An 18,165-nucleotide genomic window follows, 5' to 3' on the forward strand; every position below is an offset into this window, starting at 1 on the left:
CAGCTGCGGTGTCATACATATCCGCCAGCGGCGCCGGGCATCATCAGCGCACCGCTTTCGCCCAGCCGCCGTACCACGGCGCAAATCTCGGCCTGCGCCGCTGCCACTTCATCGCGCTTCATCGGGCCACGATCGGAAAGATCGTCCTGCAGCTGCGCCGCTGCCCGGCTCGACATCGACGCGAACACCAGCGCCGTCAGCGCCGCGTCCGCACCCTTCAGCGCCACGCCCAGCAGCTGCGGATCGACTTCGCGCAGGACCAGCTGCATGTCCTTGGTCGACAGGCCGAGCAGATCGGCAAAGACGAACTGCTGCGCCGCGATCTCGGCCGCCAGCGTGGCATCGACGCGCGCCAGCGCCTCCAGGAGCGCCTTCTGGTGCGATGATTGCTTGACCAGCCGTGCGGTGAAATCGGTGCCCGCCAAGGTCGCGTGGCGCGGCGGCTGGTCGCGCTGCTGCAACTTCGCCTCCAGATCGGCTTCCAGATCGGCGACCATCTGCGGCTGCACCGTTTTCAGCGTCGCCAGCCGCACCACCAGGTCGCTGTGCAGCGCCGTCGGCAAAGCGTCGAACACCGCCGCCGCCCGCGCTTCGGGCAGATGCGCGATGACGACGGTGATTGCCTGCGGATGTTCGTCCGCCAGCAGTGCCGCAATGCCGTCGGCATCGAGCCAGTCGAGCCCGGCAAAGCGGCGGGCGGCCGCCGGCGGGCCGATATCGTCGATGACCCGGTCCGCGCGCGGGCTGCCCAACGCCCGCGACAGCACGGCGCGCACCTGCCGCCCCTGGCTGTCGAGCGCCGACACCCCGCGCGTGCGCGTCAGAAATTCGTCGAGAACGGCATCAATCGCCGCCGGGTCGATTTCGGCGACGGTCAGCATCGCCTCGCCGACCGCACGCACTTCCTCAGCCGCCATGCGCCGCAGCAGCTCGGCCGCCTGCGCTTCCTCGAGCAGCAGTACCAGAATGGCGCATTTCTGCGCCCCCGTCAGTCCGCTCGGCGGCGCGTCGGCAATCGTTGCGTTCATGACGCCGCCAGCATCTGCCGCGCCACCGCCGTCGCCCGGTCGGCGTCGTCGGAGACCAGGTCACGCGTCGCACCCAGCTTGGCGCTGTAATCGACCAGCAGCGCATGGGGCGACGGCTCTGCCGCACCGTCGGCTGCCGCTGGCTTCGCGCCGGCAGGTGCCGCGCCGCCCGCAGGCGACCCCGCCATGACGGCCGCGCCCGCCGCCAGCAGCGCCCGCCGGCTGCGCCGCCATTGCCAGATGGCGACGCCCAGCCCCAGCAGCGCCGTGCCGACGCCGGCGAAAAGCGGCATGGAATCGGCGACGGACGCGTGTGCATACCAGGCGCGCACGGGCTCAGCCGCGACCGGCGCGAAGGCGCGCAGCTGGACCTCGACCAGGTCGCCGCGCGCAGCGTCATAGCCGACAGCGCCGCGCACGATCCGGGTCAGCGCCGCCAAGTCTTGCGGCGCCATGCCCTTGCCCGCCGCCGCGCCGCCGCGGTCGATCACCACCGCCACCGACAGGCGGCGCAGCCGGGGCGCATCGCCCCGCGTCACCTGAACGGCCTTGCCGACCTCCCAGGCGCGATTGCTCGTCTCGCTGGTCGCAGCCGGCGGCGGCGCGGCCGGCGCCGCTCCGGCCGGCGGAGTGGTCGAAAGCTGCGCCCCGGCCGGGGCGGTGTTCGACAGCGCGCCCGGAATGCCGCGCGCCGGCAGTGTCTGCGGGTCGACCGTGCGGCTCGATTGTTCGCTGCGCACCACCGCGTCGGGGCCATAGCGCTCCGACGCCGCCTCGCTGCGGCTGAAGTCGACATCGGCCGCCACTTCGGCCGTGAATTTTCCGGCGCCGACCAGCGGCGTCAGCAGCTTGAACAGCCGCTCGCGCACCAGCCCTTCCAGCTTGACCTGATAGCCGAGCTGCGCGGCTTCGCCGGCGGTGCTGCCTGCCGACAATAGCGCCCCGGACTGGTCGACGACACTCACCCGATCCGGCGCCAGCCCCGCGACCGAGGAACTGACCAGCCAGACGATGGCGCGCACCTGCGCCTCTCCCAGGGCGCGGCCGGGGGCGAGCGTGACGAAGACCGATGCACTGGGCGGCGCCTTGTCGCGCACGAAGACGGACGGTTCGGGGACCGCGACATGGACAGTGGCATGCTTGACGCCATCGATCGCCCGGATCGACGCCGACAGCTCGATCGCCGCCGCGCTCTGCAGCCGCGCCGCCTCGACGGCGCGCGACAGCCCCAGCGGCATGTCGCCGACCGGATCGACCGCATGCGCCGATTTCGGCAGGCCCTGCCCCGCCAGCAGGATCCGCGCCGCGGCGCTGTTGCCCGCCACGACCTCTACCGAACCGGTATCGGGGTTGATCCGCGCCTGGTAATTGCCGGCCTGCAGCGCCGTCATCACCGCTGCCTTGTCGCCATCCGACAGGTCGGCATAGAGCGGCTGCCATTGCGGCGCGCGCAGCGCGAGCCAGATCAGGACAATCACGATCAGCGCCGCGACGCCCAGTATCGCTGGTCGCGCCCGCGCCACCGCCGGGTCGGCCCCCAGCGCCCGCAAGCGTTCGGGGACGCGGCGGACGTCGTCGCCCAGCCGCGCCAGCGCGGGCGCACCCGCCGTCGCGGCGGGCGCCAGGCTGCCGCCCTCGCTCATGCCGGCACTCCGCTCACAGCGGCATGCTCATCACGTCCTTGTAGGCGCCGAGCAGCTTGTTGCGGACCTGCAGCGTCGCTTCGAAGGCGATCGAAGCCTTTTGCCGGGCGATCATCACCCCGGCCAGGTCCTGGCTGTCGCCGCGTTCAAACGCTGCGGACGCCGCACCGGCTTCCTCCTGGACGGCACTCACCGCCTTCAGCGCATCGGCCATTGCCGTATCGAAACGCGGTGCGGCCGCGGGCGCTGCGGCGCCGACCCCGGGCACCTGCGCCAGCGCCGGGCTGCGGGCCAGGATCTGCGCCCGCAACGCCATGACACTGCGTGTATCGATGGGGGGCAACATGGCTATTGCACCGCCGCCGGCCGCATCGCCGCCAGCTTGTAGCGCAGCGTGCGTTCGCTGATGCCCAGCCGCTGCGCCGCCGACCGCCGATCGTGGGTTTCGGCCAGCACGCGGCGGATCACCCGGTCCTCATGGTGGCGCACGATGCCGGGCAGCGGCAGCACGGCTTCCGCCGGCGGCGGTGTCATCGTGTCGAACGCCAGGTGCGCCACGTCGATCACGGCGCCATCGGCCAGCACCATGGCGCGATCGAGCACATTGCCGAGCTCACGCACATTGCCCGGCCAGCCATGCGCATCGAGCCGCGCCAGCGCCGCCGGCGTCGGCCAGCACAGCCGCCCGCGCGTCGCCCGCAACAGCCAGTGCGCCGCAATGGCGACAATGTCGGCACGCCGGTCGGCCAGCGGGATGGTGCGCAGCGGAAACACCGCGAGCCGGTAGAAGAGATCGGCCCGGAACCGCCCGGCGGCGACATCGGCGGCAAGGTCGCGGTTGGCAGCGGCGATGACCCGCACATCGACCTTTTCGGCGCGGACAGCGCCGACCGGCAACACCTCGCGTTCCTGCAGGACGCGCAGCAGCTTGGCCTGCAGCGGCAAGGGCAGCTCGCTGACTTCGTCGAGCAGCAACGTGCCGTGATCGGCAGCGCGGAACAGCCCCGGCGACGCGGCAATGGCGCCGGAAAAGGCGCCGCGCTCGTGGCCGAACAATGTCGCTTCCAACATCGCTTCGGGGAGCGCGGCGCAGTTCACCGCGACCAAGGGTCTGTCGCGGCGTGGGGACAGGGTATGAACGAGCCGGGCGAGCCCTTCCTTGCCGGTGCCGGTGGCACCTTCGATGATGACGCCGACATCGTGCGCCGCCACGCGCGCCGCCATGTCGAGCAACGCGATGCTGGCGGGGTCGGCGGCGGCGGGCACGGCGTCGCCAGCGCAAAAGGCCGCAATCAGCGCACAGGCAAAACGATGGTCCTGCGGTGCCACCGCCAGCACCAGCCGGTCGCCGTCGCATGTCGCAGTGGATACGGCGGCCGGCGCCACGGTGACCCGCCGGCCATGGCCGGGTTCGGCACCCGGCGCCGTGACCGGTGTCGTGTCGGTGGCAATCGACGCAAGGCCCGGCAGCCAATGGCGCGGATCGGGCAGCGGCAGGGGGGCGGGCGAGCTGTTCATGCCAGACACAAAGCAAGCTTCGTGCCAAGCGGCCGTTATCTGCCGCTGTCCGGCAATACGTCGTGCGTGTCCTTGGACAAGGCAGCGATTATGTGGGGTGCAGCCGCCGGCCCGGCCACGGCCGTGTCAAAAAGCCGACGGCCCCTGCGTCAAGACTTTGACGGCACCCGCGTCAAAAAACCGACGCCAACCGATCCGTCCCTGCAACGGCGCCTTCCGTGGCTGCAATCATCGCCCCGGCGACGAGCCGGCTGCCGCGATAGGCGACCGCCGCCTGGCCCGGGGCGACCCCGAACAGCGGCGTGTCGAAGACGATGCGGTCGCCGTACCAGCGCGCCGGCGCCGGCGCCGCCAGCGAACGCACCTTGACCATCAGCGGGCCGTCGAGCGCGCCCAGCGCGTTGCAGTCCTCGACCCGTGCCGACGTTACCGCCAATGCCGCCCGCGGCCCGGCGACGACCCGGTTCGCCGCGGCGTCGATCCGCACGACATAAAGCGGCTCGGGCGCGCCGCCGATATCGAGCCCGCGTCGCTGCCCGACGGTAAAGCGATGGATCCCGGCATGGCGGCCGATCACCCGGCCCCCAAGATCGACGATGTCGCCGGGTGTCGCCAATTCCGGCCGCAGGCGCTCGACGATGGCGGCATAATCGCCGCCGCCGACAAAACATATGTCCTGGCTGTCGGGCTTGGCGGCCACGGCCAGGCCGAAATGCTCCGCCGCGCGCCGCACCTCGGGCTTCGACAGGCCGCCGAGCGGGAAGCGCAGGTAATCGAGCTGCCGGCGCGTCGTCGTCCACAGGAAATAGCTCTGGTCCTTGGCCGGGTCGGCACCGCGGTGCAGTTCCGGCCCGTCACTGCCGTCGATCCGCTGGACATAATGACCGGTCAGCAACGCCGTGCAGTCGAGTTCGCGCGCCAGCGCCAGCAAATCGGTGAACTTGACGGTCTTGTTGCATTCGACGCACGGAACCGGCGTCTGCCCGCGCGCATAGCTGTCGGCAAAGGCCGTGATGACGGCGTCGCGAAACCGCGCTTCCATGTCGATGACATAATGCGCGATGCCCAATCGTTCGGCGACGCCGCGTGCATCGCGGATATCGGCGCCGGCGCAGCAGGCGCCGGGCCGCGCGGCGGCGGCGCCGCTGACGTACAGTTGCAGCGTGACGCCCACGACCTCGCACCCGGATGCCGCCGCCAGCGCGGCGACCACCGAACTGTCGACACCGCCCGACATGGCGACGGCGACCCGCTGTCCGCGCAACGCGCCGAACCCGGTCAGATCAGGATCGAACATCATCGCGGCCGCATCTTCGCAATCGCCCGTCCAGTCAACCCCGCCGGCCTGCATCCGTCGCGGCACCTCAACCGTAATTAACCATGCCGCAATTAAGCAGGCGCCTGCAGCCGCCGTCAAAGCGAGCAGGGACATCGTGTTACAGATAGGGTCCGGATCATGGAGGCAACAACAGATTCAGCGCGTTCAAAGGCAGCGCGCGAATTGCCGCCCACCGATACCAAGCGCTGGGTCGCCCGGCGCAAGGCGGCCGTCCTCACCGCCATCGACGCGGGCGTGCTGACTCGCGCCCAGGCCTGTGCCCGCTACCATATCAGCGATGCCGAGTTACGCCTTTGGGAACGCGCCGTTCATTTTGCCGGCGTTCCCGGGCTGCGCGTCACGCGCGTGCAAATCTATCGCCCGATATTTGAAGGAAAAATGGGCGGGTAAAATTCGGTCTACCTCTTTTGAGACGTTTTTTGGCCCAAACATCTTTACCTTTATGACCAAAGCGCATTAACTGTTTTTCGAAACCAGTCCGGTCTCGGGTCAGCGGGTCCGGATATGCCGTTTCAGGAGAAATTGGTAATGCGTATACTGCTCATCGAAGATGATCGAGCCATGGCCCGCACTGTCGAATTGATGCTCGACGAGGCGGGTTTCGAACACGAAACTGCCGGAACAGGGGAATCGGCACTCGAATTTGCCCGTACCTATGAATTCGATGCCATCCTGCTCGACCTCACCTTGCCGGACACCCATGGTCATGAAGTGCTGAAGCGCTTGCGCATGTTGCGCGTCGCGACTCCGGTGCTGATTCTCTCGGGCGACGCCGAAACCAGCACAAAGGTCACCGGTTTCGGTGCCGGCGCCGATGATTATGTCACAAAGCCGTTCGACAAGGCCGAACTGCTGGCGCGGCTTCATGCCCTCGTCCGTCGCAGCCAGGGCCATGCCCAGTCGCTCATCATTACCGGCCCCGTCGCCATCGACCTCGCGGCGCGCACCGTCGCCGTCGACGGTCACCGCGTATCGCTGACCGGCAAGGAATATGCGATCCTGGAAATGCTGTCGCTGCGCAAGGGCATGACAGTCACCAAAGAAATGTTTCTGACTCATCTCTATGGTGGCCGCGACGAACCGGAGTTGAAGATCATCGACGTCTTCATCTGCAAGTTGCGCAAGAAGCTTTCCGTCGCCGGCGCACCGGCGTCGGGCTGCATCGAAACCGTCTGGGGCCGCGGCTATTCGCTGCGCGATCCGCAGCCGGAACGCCTCGAAGTCGCCTGAATCGAACGCGCGCTTCCCCGCCGGATGCCGGCGGGGAAGCGTCGCGTCAGCCGCCGCCGCGCCGCTGCGACAGGCCGCGGACGATACCGCGCAGCGACCGCACCTCGCCCGCCGTGAACTCCGGCCGTGTGAACAGGTTGCGCATCAGCAGCCGTGCTGCCGCCGCCCGCCCCGGCACCGGGTTGTAATAGCCATTGGCACGCAGCTGGACGTCAACAGCGTCAATCAGCCCTTCAAGCTCCTCGTGCGGCGCCGGCCCATCGTGGTTGACCAGCGTCGCCGCTTCGGTGTCGTCGGCCTGGCGAAACCATTCATAGGCGCTGACAATCACCGCCTGTGCGAGGTTGAGCGATCCGAAGTCCGGATTGACGGGGATCGTGAGGATCGCATGCGCCACCGCCAGGTCCTCGGTCTCCAGCCCGGTCCGCTCCGGGCCGTACATCAACCCGCCCTGCCCGGCCAGACCGTGAAACTCGCGCGCCGCCTGCGCGGGCGTGACGACCCGCCGGGTCAGTTCGCGCCCCCGCATCGTCGTTGCAAAGATCAGCCCCAGCCCGGCGCAGGCCTCGGCCACGGTATCGAAGACGCGGGCATTGGCGAGCACGACATCGGCGCCACTCGCCGCCGGCCCCGCATCGGGATTTGGCCAGCCGTCGCGCGGCGCCACCAGCCGCAGGTCGGTCAGCCCGAAATTGAGCATCGCCCGCGCACAGGCGCCGATGTTCACGCCCAGTTGCGGCCGCACCAGGATGACCGCCGGCGCGACCACCCCCAGCGTATCGCTCATTCCTCGTCCAGCCGCGGGTGCGGGCCATGCACCGCCAGCCCGCCAACGAAGGTTTCGAAATCACGCGCCTCGCGGAAGTCGCGATAGACGCTGGCAAAGCGGATATAGGCGACGGGGTCGAGCGCCTGCAGCCCTTCCATCACCATCTCGCCGACACGCCCGACGTCGATTTCATTCTCGCCCGCCGATTCGAGCCGGCGCACGACGCCATTGACCATGCGCTCGATGCGTTCGGGCTGCACCGGGCGCTTGCGGCAGGCGATCTCGATGGATCGCGCCAGCTTGTCACGATCGAACACCTCGCGCTTGCCCGACTTCTTGACGATGACAAGGTCGCGCAGCTGGATGCGTTCGAAGGTGGTGAAGCGGCCACCGCACGCCGGGCATTGCCGGCGGCGCCGGATCGCACTCGCGTCCTCGGTCGGGCGCGAATCCTTCACCTGGCTGTCGTCATTGCCGCAAAAGGGGCAGCGCATCAGGACTTCTTGGTGATGGTGCGCAAATAACCGATGCCGCCGCCCAAAATCGCACCGATGACCGGCCCGATGATCGGCAACGGAATGGACAATACCGCCCCCGCCGCGGCGCCGACGGCAACATTGCGCGCCAGCACATTGGGGATGGAGGCCCTGGTCTTGTCGCTCGCGTCGCGCGCCAACTGCGTCGCCTGCTTGCCGAGGTCGCTTTCCAGCGCCTTGCGGCCCAATTCGCTGTCGGCGACCTTGCGCGCCAGCTCGTCGGCAGTGGCAAAGGCCGTATCGGTGGCGTCGGCGACCTTGCGGCCGGTGTCGGTTTCGACAAATCGTGCGCCGGCCTTCAACGCCTCGTCGCCCAGCTTTTCGGCTTTCGCCGTGAAATCATCGGATTTGCCGTCGCTCATCACACCCTCCCTCAAGCGTTGGGATAGATCGGGAACCGCGCACACAAGGCACGCACCCGCACATTGACCGCCTTTTCCACGTCCGCATTGCCATGCTCGCCATTGGCCGCCAGACCGTCAAGCACATCGGCGATCATGTCGCCGATCGCGGCGAACTCGCTCTGGCCGAAACCGCGGGTGGTGCCGGCCGGCGATCCGACGCGGATGCCGCTGGTCTTGGTCGGCGGCAACGGGTCGAACGGCACGCCATTCTTGTTGCAGGTGATGCCAGCACGCTCCAGTGCCTCATCGGCATCCTTGCCGGTGATGCCCTTGGGTGTCAGGTCGATCAGGGCCAGATGCGTGTCGGTGCCGCCGGCAACGACTGCGCAGCCGCGGTCCTTCAAGCGTGCCGCCAGCGTCTGGGCATTGGCGACGATGCGCGCGGCATAATCCTTGAACTCGGGCTGCAACGCCTCGCCGAACGCGACGGCCTTGGCCGCGATGACATGCATCAGCGGCCCGCCCTGCATGCCCGGGAACACCGCCGAGTTGAACTTCTTGCCCAGCGCTTCGTCATTGGACAGGATCATGCCGCCGCGCGGGCCGCGCAGCGTCTTGTGCGTCGTCGTCGTCACCACATCGGCGTGCGGCAGCGGGCTGGGATGGATGCCGGCGGCGACTAGCCCCGCGAAATGCGCCATGTCGACGAGCAGCTTGGCGCCCACCTTGTCAGCGATCGCCCGGAAGCGCGCGAAATCGATGATGCGCGGATAGGCCGAGCCGCCGGCGATGATCAACACCGGCTTGTGCTCGACCGCCAGCCGCTCGACCTCGTCATAATCGATCAGATGGTCCTCGCGCCGCACACCATATTGCACGGCGTTGAACCATTTGCCGCTCATCGACGGTGCCGCGCCATGGGTCAGGTGCCCGCCGGCATCGAGGCTCATGCCCAGGATCGTCTCGCCCGGCTTGACCAGCGCCAGCATGACGGCGCCATTGGCCTGTGCGCCCGAATGGGGCTGCACGTTGGCATAGGCGCAGTTGAACAGCGCCTTGGCGCGATCGATCGCCAGCGTCTCCACCGCGTCGGACGGCGCACAACCCTGGTAATAGCGCTTGCCCGGATAGCCTTCGGCATATTTGTTGGTGAACACCGATCCCTGCGCCTCGAGCACGGCGCGCGACACGATGTTTTCCGACGCGATCAGTTCGATCTGATGCTGCTGCCGGTCCAGTTCCGCGGCAACCGCATCGGCGACGGCGGTGTCCGCGACCGTCAGATGGGTGTCGAAAAAGCCTGTCGGCAAGGTATCGGTGACCAGGACCGGGTTGCTGCTCATGCGATCGTCTCCTCATGTCCGGGGGTCAGCTTGGCGACGCGCCCGGCGTGGCGGCCACCGGCAAAGCCGGCAGCCAGAAATTGTGTCAGACAGTCGCGCGCGGTGTCGGGGCCGATGATCCGGCTGCCCAGCGCCAGCACATTGGCATCATTATGCTGCCGTGCCAGCCGCGCCATCAGGCCCGAAGTGCACAGCGCCGCGCGCACCGCCGGATTGCGGTTGGCCGCAATCGAAATGCCGATGCCCGATCCGCAGATCGCCACGCCGAAGGTTGCCCGCCCATCGGCGATCGCCTCGGCGAGCCTGGTGCCATAGTCGGGATAGTCGACCGAAGTGTCGCTGTTCGGCCCCAGGTCGATCACGCCATGGCCGAGGCCACGCACTTCGTCGATGAGCATTGCCTTATAGGCAACGCCGGCATGATCGGAGGCAAGAGCGACAATCGTCATCGGTGGCAACACCCTCGGGCGGATGCGCCATTCTCTAGGTCGACGCGCAGATTCAGGCAACCGAATTGGCGCTGCCTCGGGCTCAACAGCGGATATAGGACGCCAGCCGCGTGACAATATCTTCGTGCGCCACCGTCATTTTTGGGTCGATCATGTCGAACACCGGTTCGATATTGACCGGCGGCCCGACGAACGCCATCGACCAACTCCCGAACCGCCGTTCGGCAATCGATCGCGTTGAAATCAGGCGGACATCGAAGTGGCGCGGGTCGCGGCAGATCGCGGCGAACATATCTTCGACAGAGTGCGTCGGACCTTCGAGAACCTGCATGAAACGGCCGTTCGACAGGCCCAATATTCCGGTTATGCGCAGTTTCACATTTTTATCAAAGCACTGGGCCAATAACGTTGCCATTCTTTGAAAATAAAATGGCGACTGGTAGAATATAAGTCCCTGACTAGAATATATCAGACTTATCATTGCTATTCCGGAACTTAATATAATATCTGCTAAAATCGCTGCCTGATTCGACCCGGTGGTTTTAGGCCGTCAAGGGCAAAACGCAAAGACCATTATTTTCGAGATATTTCACGAAACCGTCGGGATGCTCTCCGAAATTTCGGTTGCACAGATTTACGCCGCGTAACCTTCAGCACGATAGGGCCGGACACTTCCGCACGACGGCCGCCGCCAAGCGGCACCGGCCCGCAGCGGGGGCGATGGTGCACCGCGCTCTGCGCGTCCGGTTGTCGCAAGCCTTGCGGCAAAGGCGGCGCGCAGCGCCTATTCGAAGGTCAGGTCGCCGCTCTCCGGTTCGGCGAGATGCCGCGCGATATCCTCGTCGGTCACATCTTCCAGTCGCGCCGGCGACCACAGGGGGTTGCGGTCCTTGTCGAGCAGCTGCGCGCGCACGCCTTCGAAGAAATCATGCCCGTTGCGAATTTCGCAGACCATCCGATATTCGGTGATCAGCGCATCCTCGATGCTTTCGTCGGCCGCGGAGCGCAGCCCGGCCAGCGTCAACTTGCACGATGTCGGCGACATGCGGCGGATGATCGCGGCCTGCGCCTGCGCCCAGTCATCGCCCTCATCGAGGCTGGCGAGAATGGCTTCGACGCTGTCATGGCCGAAGTGGTAATCGATGCCGTCACGCAACGCCGGCAGGCTCGACAGGCCGGCGCTGCCGTGCAGCGTTTCGAGGATATCCTCGACCGGCTCGGCATTTTCGGCGAGCAGGTCGCGCAGCACCGGCAGCCGGTCCGACGGCACATAATGGGTGGCGATTTCGGCATAAAGACAGTCCGCCGCCTTCAACCGCGCGCCGGTCAGCGCCAACCAAGTGCCGATCTGTCCGGGCAGCCGCGCCAGCGCATGGGTGCCGCCGACATCGGGGATGAGGCCGATGCCGGTTTCCGGCATGGCGAACAGCGTCCGCTCGGTCACCACGCGGAACGGCCCGTGGATCGACAGGCCGACGCCGCCGCCCATCGTCACGCCGTCGAGAATCGCGACATAGGGCGTCGGAATCCGCGCGATCGTCTGGTTCATGCGATACTCGTCGTGGAAAAAGCCCTCGTACAGCGCCTTGTCCTCGCGCCCGCGCCGCGCCAGCAGCGCCACATCGCCGCCGGCGCAAAAGGCCCGGTCACCGGCCCCTTCGATGACGATGCGCTCGACATCGGGGTCGGCGGCGGCGTTGAACAGCGCGCGGTGGATGGTCCGCGCCATGGCAAGGTTGAGCGCATTGAGCGCTTCGGGCCGGTTGAGCGTGATCCACAGCGCCCGACCCCGCCGTTCGACCAGCACTTCGTCGGGGGTGATGAGATCGGTCATTTGCGCTCCACAAGATTGCCGCCCTGCGGCCGCTCGACGAGATTGGCGCCCGCCTGCATCGGCAGCGGCACGGCGCTCGTCGTCAGCCGCGCCAGCAGATTGCCGGCTTCATCGGTCAGATCGGCTTCCATGAAGGCGATGCGCTTGCCCAGCTTGATGCACCGCCCTTCGGCGAACAGCGGCACCCCGGCGCGCGCCGGGGCAAAAAAACTGGCTTTCAGCTCGATCGTCGGGATGCCGATGCGCTCCCCCGACTTGACGATCGCCGCAAACGCCGCGGCGTCGTCGAGCATGGCGACGATGATGCCCCCCTGGACATTGCCCATCGGGTTGCAGCATTCGGCGCGCGGCTGGAATTTCATCCGCACCCGCCCGGCGGCGCTGTCGACCTCCAGCAATTCCTGGCCCAGAAGGTCGGCGGTCGGCGGCACGAAACGCGTCATCCGCTCCAGCAGCTCGGCATCGGTCATCGCCACTCAGAGTGTCTCCACTGTCGCAAGCCCAAAGCCTTTAAGCGCCGGGGCCAGCGCGTCAACATGGGCGTCGGCGCGGGTGAAGACGGCCCGTCCCGGCGCGAAGGCGCCAATGGGTGTCGGTGCGGAGGCGCCAATCGGTGTGGGCGCGGAGGCACCCAGCAGATGCGCCACCCGCCGCGCGATGCCGGCGCCGCCATCGACGAACCCCAGGGCGCGCGGGCCGGCCGCTGCCAGCTCGGCGGCAAGCAGCGGGAAATGCGTGCATGCGAGCACCACCCTGTCGAGCCGGTCGCCCCCCGGCTGGTCGGTCAGCCCGGCCAGTTCGGGCGCCACATCGGCCGCCGTCACCACTGTTCCGGCCAGCTTGGCCTCCGCCAGTTCGACGAGCCGTGCCGAACCATGGCGCAGCACGAGGCAATCAGCGGCAAATTCGGCCGACAGCCGATCGACATAGGGCTGTCGCACGGTGGCGGCGGTGCCGAGCACGCCGATCACCCGCGTTCGCGACGCTGCCGCCGCCGGCTTGATCGCCGGCACTGTCCCCACCACCGGCAGGTCGAGCGCCGCGCGGACATGCGACAGGGCAATGGTCGACGCGGTGTTGCAGGCAATCACCACCAGCCGTGGCCGAAAGCGTTCCACCAGCCGCCCGAGCAACGCCGGCACCCGCGCCGCAATCTCGGCTTCGGACCTGGTGCCATAGGGAAAGCCGGCATTGTCGGCGGCATAGACGACCGGCAGCCCGGGCAGCAGCGCGCGGATCGGCGCCAGCACCGACAGCCCGCCGACACCGGAATCAAAGACAAGAATGGGCGCCGACATGCCGCGTCGTTAGCGGAGCCGGCGCCGCGCCGCTAGGTCATCACCACCGCAGCCGGCGCCGCCACCAACTGCGCCATGGCCAGCAGCCCAGCGACGGCGCCGACCGTGAGCAGCAGGCGCAGCCGCGTGTACCAGGGCGGCAGCCCGCCCGACGCCGCATCCCAGACGAAGTGCAGCCCCAGCAGCGCCGCCAACGCCGTCAGCTGCGCCGGCCGGTCGAGCCACGTCGCCAGCAGCAGCGCAAGGCCGGCGAGCGTCGGCAGCATCGCGAGCGTCACCACCCCGGCGCGCGGCCCCGGCCGCGCCACCTCCTGCCCCCAGCGCGCGCCACCGAGGAACGACAGGATCAGCGCGCCATAGACCACCGCCACCAGCCCCAATATGTCGGCGTGCGCCGGCGTCAGCGCGGCGATCGCCGGCGGCGCCAGAAACGGCACCAGCCCGAGCACACCGTAAACGAGCACGCTGCGCGGAATCGCGGTCGGTGGCATCGGGGTCGCATCCTTGTCGTCCATGGATGCTGTGTCGGCCCGCGCATTTCCCATGTCGATGAGGCGCGTCGGCGCGGGGCGGGACGTGACTTGCACGCGGCCCCGCGCTAATGCCCCTGCATGACCGCATCCTACCCCGCCACGCGCCTCCGCCGCACCCGTGTCGCCCCCTGGAGCCGCTCGCTCCACGCCGAAACCACCCTGTCGCCGGCCGACCTGATCTGGCCGATCTTCGTGACCGAAGGCCGCGGCGTCACCGACCCGATTCGCACCATGCCGGGTGTCGACCGGCTGTCGGTCGATCGCCTCGCCGCTGCCGCGAACGAGGCCGTAGCGCTCGGCATCCCGTGCATCGCGCTGTTTCCCAACACACAGGGACATCTGCGGACGGAAGACGGCAAGGAAGCGCTCAACCCCGACAATCTCGTCTGCCAGGCGATCAAGGCGCTCAAGGATGCGCAACCCGGCCTCGGCGTTCTCGTCGATGTCGCACTCGACCCCTATACCAGCCATGGCCATGACGGGCTGATGCACGACGATGGTCGCATCCTCAACGATGTGACGGTGGAGGTGCTGGTCGGCCAGTCGCTCAACCAGGCCCGCGCCGGCGCCGACATCATCGCCCCGTCCGACATGATGGACGGCCGCGTCGCCGCCATCCGCGCCGGGCTGGAGGGCGAAGGCTTTTGCGACGTCCAGATCATGGCCTATGCCGCCAAATATGCCTCGGCCTTCTACGGCCCCTTCCGTGATGCTGTCGGCAGCGGTGGCTATCTCAAGGGCGACAAGAAGACGTACCAGATGGACCCGGCCAATTCCCGCGAAGCCCTGCGCGAAGTCGCCTTCGATATTGCCGAAGGTGCCGACAGCGTCATGGTCAAGCCCGGCATGCCCTATCTCGACATCATCCGCATGGTCCGCGACCGGTTCGACGTGCCGGTCTTTGCCTATCAGGTCAGCGGCGAATATGCGCTGATCGAAGCGGCCGTCGCCGCCGGCGTTCTCGAAAAGGACCGCGCCGTCCTCGAAACCCTGCTCGGCTTCAAACGCGCCGGCTGCTCGGGCGTACTCACCTATTATGCGCCGCTGGCGGCGAAGCTGCTGGGTTAGCCGCATGAAAGCTCTCGCCCTCGCCGCTGCGCTGTTGCTCGCCTCGCCGCTGGCGGCCGCCGAAATTTCCACCCATGTCCTCGATCTCGCCAGCGGCGTCGGCGGCAAGGACGTGCCCGTCACCCTCGCCCGGCGCCAGGCCGACGGCGGCTGGACCGAGATCGCCGCGGCGAGGACCGACGCCAACGGCCGGATTCGCAGCTTCGGCGATGCGGCACGCTTTGCCCCCGGCCTGTATCGGCTGCAGTTCGACCTGTCGGCCTATCCCGATGACAAGACGGCGCGCTTCTTTCCGGAAATCACCCTCACCTTCCGTGTCGATGATGCCGCCGGGCATTATCATGTTCCGGTCGTCGTCAGCCCGTTCGGCTATTCGACCTATCGCGGCAATTAGCCCCGGCAGTCCGCCGGCGCAGGAAACTGGCGCACACCGGGTTGCGGCCCCGGGCGCGCCCGTCTAGGCGAGCGCCTGTATGGTTTCGGTGCTCGACAGATTCCTGCCGGGCCGGCAGCGCGAACGCCTCAGCGGCCGGGCGCTGGCCTTCGTCGTCGTCCTGCTGGTCCATCTGCTGCTGGCCCTGGTGCTGATCTTCCTGACGCCGCCCGGCCCCAAGAAGCGCAACGACAACACCCCCAATGTCATGGTGCTGCTGCCCGATTCCGAGCCGCAGCGGGAACGCAAGGCGGCGCCGCGCGCCAAGGCCGCGTCGAAGCCGCTGGCGACCCCGCGCCCCAGCACGACGCCGATCCCGCCCGTCGCCACGCCGGCGCCGCCGACCAAGCCGGTGATTTTCGGTGACCTTGCCTATAATTCGGTCGACATCGCCAAGATTCCCAGTGTCGCGCCGTCGAGCAGCGCGGATGCCGGAACCGGGCAGGACAGCGACAGCGCCCAGGGCGTCGGTACCGGCCCCGGCGGCGTCACCCTGTACAAGGCCGAATGGGTGCGCGAACCGACCAACGCCGAGCTGAGCTTCTACATGCCCAAGAACCTGCCGGAAGCGAGTTCGGGGATGATCGCCTGCCGCACGGCGCCGCGCAACCTGGTCGAGGATTGTGTCGCGCTCGACGACGATCCGCGTGGCACCGGCATCTCGCGCGCGCTGGTCAACGCCGCCTGGCAGTTCAAGGTTCGCCCGCCGCGGATCAATGGCAAGCCCGAAGTCGGCAGCTGGGTCCGCATTCGCATCGAATTTACGGAACGGGCGCGCAGCAGCAATTGACGCGCCGGCCTTGCTTGAACCGGGCCGCCGCATCCCGTATCGCGCGCACATGACCAGCCCACGCCCGCTTCGCATCGCCGTCCTTGGCGCCTCCGGCTATACCGGTGCCGATCTGGTGCGCCTGGCACTGACCCATCCGCGCATCGAGATTGCGGCGCTGTCGGCCAACGCCAAGGCCGGCCAGACAATGGCGCAGGTCTGGCCGCATTTCGCCCCCTATCCCGACCTGCCGCGACTCGTTGCGGCGGAAGCGATCGATTATGCCGGCATCGATGCCGTGTTCGGTTGCCTGCCGCACGCCGCGTCGGCGGCGCTGCTCGGCACGCTGAAGGGGCCAAGGATCATCGACCTGTCGGCGGATTTTCGGCTGAAGGACGCGGACGTGTATGCGTCCTGGTATGGCGGCGCCCATCCCGCGCCGCAGCTGCTGTCGGGCGCTGTCTACGGCCTGACCGAATTCGCCCGCGACGCCCTGCCCGGCGCCGGCCTTGTCGCCTGCCCGGGCTGTTATCCGACGGCCGTGCTGCTGGCCTTGCTGCCGCTGGTCGGCGCCGGCGCGGTGTCGCCTGCCAACATCACCGTCAACGCGCTGTCGGGCGTGTCGGGCAGCGGGCGCAGCCTCAAGGAAGCCAATCTGTTCACCGAAGTCGCCGAAGCCGTCCACCCCTATGGCATCGGTGCGCATCGCCACATGCCGGAGATGGAACAGCAGCTTGCCGCTGCCGCCGGCGCGCCCGTGACGATCAGCTTCACGCCCCACCTCGTGCCGATGAACCGCGGCGAACTCGTCACCTGTATCGTCGAGGCGACCCGGCCGATCGGCGACCTGCGCGCGATCCTGGCGGCGCGCTACGCCGCCGAGCCGTTCGTCCACCTGCTGCCCGAAGGCGTGGCGCCGGCGACGCGGATGGTGCGCGGTTCCAACCATGTCGTCGTCAACGTCTTTGCCGATCGCATCCCCGGCCGCGCCATCGTCATCGCCGCCATCGACAATCTGGTGAAGGGATCGTCGGGCCAGGCGATGCAGAATTTCAACCTGATGTTCGGCCTGCCCGAAACCATGGGGTTGGAAGCGGCGCCGCTGTTCCCCTGAACAAAGGCAACCTCCGCATGATCACGACCGAGCGGCTGATCCTGCGGCCCTGGTGCGACGCCGATGCGGCGCCCTTTCACGCCATGGGCCGCGATCCGGAGGTGATGCGCTTTCTGGGGCCGCTGCAAACGCCGGCGGAGACCGATGCGGCGATCGCCCGCATGGTCGCCTCCCAGGCAGCCCATGGTCACTGCTTCTGGGCCGTCGAACGCCTCGATACCGCTGGCTTCATCGGCTTTTGCGGGCTCAAGCACGCGCCGGACGGCATTGCCGGGCTTGCCGGCGACATCGAGATCGGCTGGCGGCTGGCGCGCCCGGCGTGGGGCCAGGGCTTTGCGCGGGAGGCGGCGACGGCCAGCCTCGACTGGGGGTTCACCGCGCTGGCCATCGACCGGATCATCGCGATCACCACAGCCGGAAACGTCCGCAGCTGGGGCCTGATGGAACGGCTCGGCATGGCGCGACGCCATGACCTCGATTTCGATCACCCGGCCTTGCCGGCCGGCGACCCGCTGCGCCCGCATATCACCTATGCGATCGGCCGCCCGGGATCGGAGACTATCGCTCCACGCCCTTGATCTTTCCCCATTGCCGCGCTGCCGTATAGCCGAGATAGCCGGTGCCGAAGAGCGCGTACAAGGGCTCCGGCAACGCCGCGAGATACGCCGTCATGCCCCGGGTGATCGCCGCGGCCATGTCCGGGCGCACGGCAGCAGTCAAACCCATCGGCACCGACCAGAGCAGCAACAGGTACATGACATAGAGAAAGCTCGGCCGCGCCCGGCGGGTCCAGCCGTCGCTACCGGCTTCCGCCATGATCAGCGCCATCTGGGCCTGCAAGACCGCCATCTCTGCCGCTGCGACCGCCGAAGTCCCGGCGTCGGCCTCCGACCGTGCCAGCGGATCGATGCGCATGG

General features: G+C 68.0%; 23 protein-coding genes. 7 read left to right on the forward strand and 16 right to left on the reverse strand.

All coding sequences use genetic code 11. The features are described 5' to 3' along the window. Positions 1 to 11 precede the first annotated feature (11 nt). The 5 genes from GGQ62_RS04475 to mnmA form a co-directional block, all read right to left on the reverse strand. Positions 12 to 1,028, reverse strand: a complete 1,017-nt coding sequence (locus GGQ62_RS04475; protein ID WP_152576303.1) for a flagellar motor switch protein FliG — start codon at positions 1,026 to 1,028, stop codon at positions 12 to 14. Next, on the reverse strand, positions 1,025 to 2,671 hold the full coding sequence (gene fliF / locus GGQ62_RS04480; RefSeq protein ID WP_152576302.1) for a flagellar basal-body MS-ring/collar protein FliF: 1,647 nt from the start codon (positions 2,669 to 2,671) through the stop codon (positions 1,025 to 1,027). Before fliF ends, GGQ62_RS04475 begins: the two co-directional genes overlap by 4 nt. A gap of 13 nt (positions 2,672 to 2,684) precedes the next feature. Beyond that, positions 2,685 to 3,017 (reverse strand): flagellar hook-basal body complex protein FliE, encoded by a 333-nt coding sequence (gene fliE / locus GGQ62_RS04485; protein ID WP_152576301.1) that lies wholly within the window; start codon positions 3,015 to 3,017, stop codon positions 2,685 to 2,687. Positions 3,018 to 3,019: 2 nt separating this feature from the next. Then, positions 3,020 to 4,189 (reverse strand): sigma-54 interaction domain-containing protein, encoded by a 1,170-nt coding sequence (locus tag GGQ62_RS04490; protein ID WP_167649473.1) that lies wholly within the window; start codon positions 4,187 to 4,189, stop codon positions 3,020 to 3,022. A 172-nt stretch (positions 4,190 to 4,361) separates the two neighbouring features. Continuing rightward, positions 4,362 to 5,486 carry a tRNA 2-thiouridine(34) synthase MnmA gene (gene mnmA, locus GGQ62_RS04495; protein WP_152577019.1) on the reverse strand — a complete coding sequence of 375 codons (1,125 nt, stop codon included), beginning with the start codon at positions 5,484 to 5,486 and terminating at the stop codon, positions 4,362 to 4,364. Between the two features lie 204 nt (positions 5,487 to 5,690). Between mnmA and GGQ62_RS04500 the strand changes: the two genes are divergently transcribed. Then, positions 5,691 to 5,918, forward strand: a complete 228-nt coding sequence (locus GGQ62_RS04500) for a DUF1153 domain-containing protein (RefSeq protein ID WP_152576299.1) — start codon at positions 5,691 to 5,693, stop codon at positions 5,916 to 5,918. Positions 5,919 to 6,056: 138 nt separating this feature from the next. Further along, positions 6,057 to 6,758 carry a response regulator transcription factor gene (locus tag GGQ62_RS04505; RefSeq protein ID WP_152576298.1) on the forward strand — a complete coding sequence of 234 codons (702 nt, stop codon included), beginning with the start codon at positions 6,057 to 6,059 and terminating at the stop codon, positions 6,756 to 6,758. 46 nt (positions 6,759 to 6,804) lie between these two features. Here GGQ62_RS04505 and GGQ62_RS04510 read toward each other — a convergent pair whose 3' ends face one another. The 10 genes from GGQ62_RS04510 to GGQ62_RS04555 form a co-directional block, all read right to left on the reverse strand. Beyond that, positions 6,805 to 7,545, reverse strand: coding sequence for an RNA methyltransferase (locus tag GGQ62_RS04510; protein WP_152576297.1), 741 nt, complete (start codon positions 7,543 to 7,545; stop codon positions 6,805 to 6,807). Then, positions 7,542 to 8,021, reverse strand: coding sequence for a transcriptional regulator NrdR (nrdR, locus tag GGQ62_RS04515; RefSeq protein WP_152576296.1), 480 nt, complete (start codon positions 8,019 to 8,021; stop codon positions 7,542 to 7,544). Before nrdR ends, GGQ62_RS04510 begins: the two co-directional genes overlap by 4 nt. Next, on the reverse strand, positions 8,021 to 8,425 hold the full coding sequence (locus GGQ62_RS04520) for a hypothetical protein (RefSeq protein WP_152576295.1): 405 nt from the start codon (positions 8,423 to 8,425) through the stop codon (positions 8,021 to 8,023). Before GGQ62_RS04520 ends, nrdR begins: the two co-directional genes overlap by 1 nt. 11 nt (positions 8,426 to 8,436) lie before the next feature. Next, positions 8,437 to 9,750 carry a serine hydroxymethyltransferase gene (glyA, locus tag GGQ62_RS04525; protein ID WP_152576294.1) on the reverse strand — a complete coding sequence of 438 codons (1,314 nt, stop codon included), beginning with the start codon at positions 9,748 to 9,750 and terminating at the stop codon, positions 8,437 to 8,439. Then, positions 9,747 to 10,199, reverse strand: coding sequence for a ribose 5-phosphate isomerase B (rpiB, locus tag GGQ62_RS04530; RefSeq protein WP_152576293.1), 453 nt, complete (start codon positions 10,197 to 10,199; stop codon positions 9,747 to 9,749). The genes glyA and rpiB overlap by 4 nt, the downstream gene beginning before the upstream one ends. An 82-nt stretch (positions 10,200 to 10,281) precedes the next feature. Continuing rightward, on the reverse strand, positions 10,282 to 10,680 hold the full coding sequence (locus GGQ62_RS04535; RefSeq protein ID WP_152576292.1) for a BLUF domain-containing protein: 399 nt from the start codon (positions 10,678 to 10,680) through the stop codon (positions 10,282 to 10,284). A 303-nt stretch (positions 10,681 to 10,983) separates the two neighbouring features. Then, the gene (locus tag GGQ62_RS04540) at positions 10,984 to 12,033 is read right to left on the reverse strand and encodes an enoyl-CoA hydratase/isomerase family protein (RefSeq protein WP_152576291.1); all 1,050 of its coding nucleotides are present in this window, start codon (positions 12,031 to 12,033) and stop codon (positions 10,984 to 10,986) included. Then, on the reverse strand, positions 12,030 to 12,503 hold the full coding sequence (locus tag GGQ62_RS04545) for a PaaI family thioesterase (RefSeq protein ID WP_153401042.1): 474 nt from the start codon (positions 12,501 to 12,503) through the stop codon (positions 12,030 to 12,032). The genes GGQ62_RS04540 and GGQ62_RS04545 overlap by 4 nt, the downstream gene beginning before the upstream one ends. Positions 12,504 to 12,509: 6 nt before the next feature. Continuing rightward, a complete protein-coding gene (murI, locus tag GGQ62_RS04550) occupies positions 12,510 to 13,331 on the reverse strand; it encodes a glutamate racemase (RefSeq protein WP_152576289.1) in 822 nt (273 codons plus the stop codon). A gap of 32 nt (positions 13,332 to 13,363) precedes the next feature. Next, the gene (locus GGQ62_RS04555; protein WP_167649475.1) at positions 13,364 to 13,846 is read right to left on the reverse strand and encodes a DUF3429 domain-containing protein; all 483 of its coding nucleotides are present in this window, start codon (positions 13,844 to 13,846) and stop codon (positions 13,364 to 13,366) included. A 96-nt stretch (positions 13,847 to 13,942) separates the two neighbouring features. On the opposite strand from GGQ62_RS04555, the gene hemB reads away from it, so the two are divergent. From hemB to GGQ62_RS04580, 5 genes are all read left to right on the forward strand, one after another. Then, positions 13,943 to 14,932, forward strand: a complete 990-nt coding sequence (gene hemB, locus GGQ62_RS04560) for a porphobilinogen synthase (RefSeq protein WP_152576287.1) — start codon at positions 13,943 to 13,945, stop codon at positions 14,930 to 14,932. 4 nt (positions 14,933 to 14,936) lie between these two features. Then, a complete protein-coding gene (gene uraH / locus GGQ62_RS04565; RefSeq protein WP_152576286.1) occupies positions 14,937 to 15,326 on the forward strand; it encodes a hydroxyisourate hydrolase in 390 nt (129 codons plus the stop codon). Between the two features lie 88 nt (positions 15,327 to 15,414). Further along, positions 15,415 to 16,155 (forward strand): hypothetical protein, encoded by a 741-nt coding sequence (locus tag GGQ62_RS04570; RefSeq protein WP_152576285.1) that lies wholly within the window; start codon positions 15,415 to 15,417, stop codon positions 16,153 to 16,155. 49 nt (positions 16,156 to 16,204) lie between these two features. Next, a complete protein-coding gene (gene argC / locus GGQ62_RS04575) occupies positions 16,205 to 17,248 on the forward strand; it encodes an N-acetyl-gamma-glutamyl-phosphate reductase (RefSeq protein WP_152576284.1) in 1,044 nt (347 codons plus the stop codon). Between the two features lie 17 nt (positions 17,249 to 17,265). Beyond that, positions 17,266 to 17,826 carry a GNAT family N-acetyltransferase gene (locus GGQ62_RS04580; protein WP_152576283.1) on the forward strand — a complete coding sequence of 187 codons (561 nt, stop codon included), beginning with the start codon at positions 17,266 to 17,268 and terminating at the stop codon, positions 17,824 to 17,826. On the opposite strand, the gene GGQ62_RS04585 is transcribed toward GGQ62_RS04580, so the two are convergent. Further along, the gene (locus tag GGQ62_RS04585) at positions 17,807 to 18,163 is read right to left on the reverse strand and encodes a 3TM-type holin (RefSeq protein WP_152576282.1); all 357 of its coding nucleotides are present in this window, start codon (positions 18,161 to 18,163) and stop codon (positions 17,807 to 17,809) included. The genes GGQ62_RS04580 and GGQ62_RS04585 overlap by 20 nt on opposite strands. Positions 18,164 to 18,165 lie beyond the last annotated feature (2 nt).

The sequence above is a fragment of the Polymorphobacter fuscus genome (assembly GCF_011927825.1).
In the GTDB taxonomy this organism is placed as follows: domain Bacteria; phylum Pseudomonadota; class Alphaproteobacteria; order Sphingomonadales; family Sphingomonadaceae; genus Sandarakinorhabdus; species Sandarakinorhabdus fusca.

Excerpts from the sequence above, each read along its gene's own strand:
- GGQ62_RS04510 (WP_152576297.1), bottom strand. The coding sequence starts at position 7,545 with ATGAGCGATACGCTGGGGGTGGTCGCGCCGGCGGTCATCCTGGTGCGG.
- GGQ62_RS04505 (WP_152576298.1), top strand. The coding sequence starts at position 6,057 with ATGCGTATACTGCTCATCGAAGATGATCGAGCCATGGCCCGCACTGTC.
- GGQ62_RS04490 (WP_167649473.1), bottom strand. The coding sequence starts at position 4,189 with ATGAACAGCTCGCCCGCCCCCCTGCCGCTGCCCGATCCGCGCCATTGG.
- mnmA (WP_152577019.1), bottom strand. The coding sequence starts at position 5,486 with ATGTTCGATCCTGATCTGACCGGGTTCGGCGCGTTGCGCGGACAGCGG.
- GGQ62_RS04535 (WP_152576292.1), bottom strand. The coding sequence starts at position 10,680 with ATGATAAGTCTGATATATTCTAGTCAGGGACTTATATTCTACCAGTCG.
- uraH (WP_152576286.1), top strand. The coding sequence starts at position 14,937 with ATGAAAGCTCTCGCCCTCGCCGCTGCGCTGTTGCTCGCCTCGCCGCTG.
- fliE (WP_152576301.1), bottom strand. The coding sequence starts at position 3,017 with ATGTTGCCCCCCATCGATACACGCAGTGTCATGGCGTTGCGGGCGCAG.
- GGQ62_RS04540 (WP_152576291.1), bottom strand. The coding sequence starts at position 12,033 with ATGACCGATCTCATCACCCCCGACGAAGTGCTGGTCGAACGGCGGGGT.
- murI (WP_152576289.1), bottom strand. The coding sequence starts at position 13,331 with ATGTCGGCGCCCATTCTTGTCTTTGATTCCGGTGTCGGCGGGCTGTCG.
- argC (WP_152576284.1), top strand. The coding sequence starts at position 16,205 with ATGACCAGCCCACGCCCGCTTCGCATCGCCGTCCTTGGCGCCTCCGGC.
- GGQ62_RS04555 (WP_167649475.1), bottom strand. The coding sequence starts at position 13,846 with ATGGACGACAAGGATGCGACCCCGATGCCACCGACCGCGATTCCGCGC.
- GGQ62_RS04545 (WP_153401042.1), bottom strand. The coding sequence starts at position 12,503 with ATGACCGATGCCGAGCTGCTGGAGCGGATGACGCGTTTCGTGCCGCCG.
- fliF (WP_152576302.1), bottom strand. The coding sequence starts at position 2,671 with ATGAGCGAGGGCGGCAGCCTGGCGCCCGCCGCGACGGCGGGTGCGCCC.
- glyA (WP_152576294.1), bottom strand. The coding sequence starts at position 9,750 with ATGAGCAGCAACCCGGTCCTGGTCACCGATACCTTGCCGACAGGCTTT.
- nrdR (WP_152576296.1), bottom strand. The coding sequence starts at position 8,021 with ATGCGCTGCCCCTTTTGCGGCAATGACGACAGCCAGGTGAAGGATTCG.
- GGQ62_RS04580 (WP_152576283.1), top strand. The coding sequence starts at position 17,266 with ATGATCACGACCGAGCGGCTGATCCTGCGGCCCTGGTGCGACGCCGAT.
- GGQ62_RS04475 (WP_152576303.1), bottom strand. The coding sequence starts at position 1,028 with ATGAACGCAACGATTGCCGACGCGCCGCCGAGCGGACTGACGGGGGCG.
- rpiB (WP_152576293.1), bottom strand. The coding sequence starts at position 10,199 with ATGACGATTGTCGCTCTTGCCTCCGATCATGCCGGCGTTGCCTATAAG.
- GGQ62_RS04520 (WP_152576295.1), bottom strand. The coding sequence starts at position 8,425 with ATGAGCGACGGCAAATCCGATGATTTCACGGCGAAAGCCGAAAAGCTG.
- hemB (WP_152576287.1), top strand. The coding sequence starts at position 13,943 with ATGACCGCATCCTACCCCGCCACGCGCCTCCGCCGCACCCGTGTCGCC.
- GGQ62_RS04585 (WP_152576282.1), bottom strand. The coding sequence starts at position 18,163 with ATGCGCATCGATCCGCTGGCACGGTCGGAGGCCGACGCCGGGACTTCG.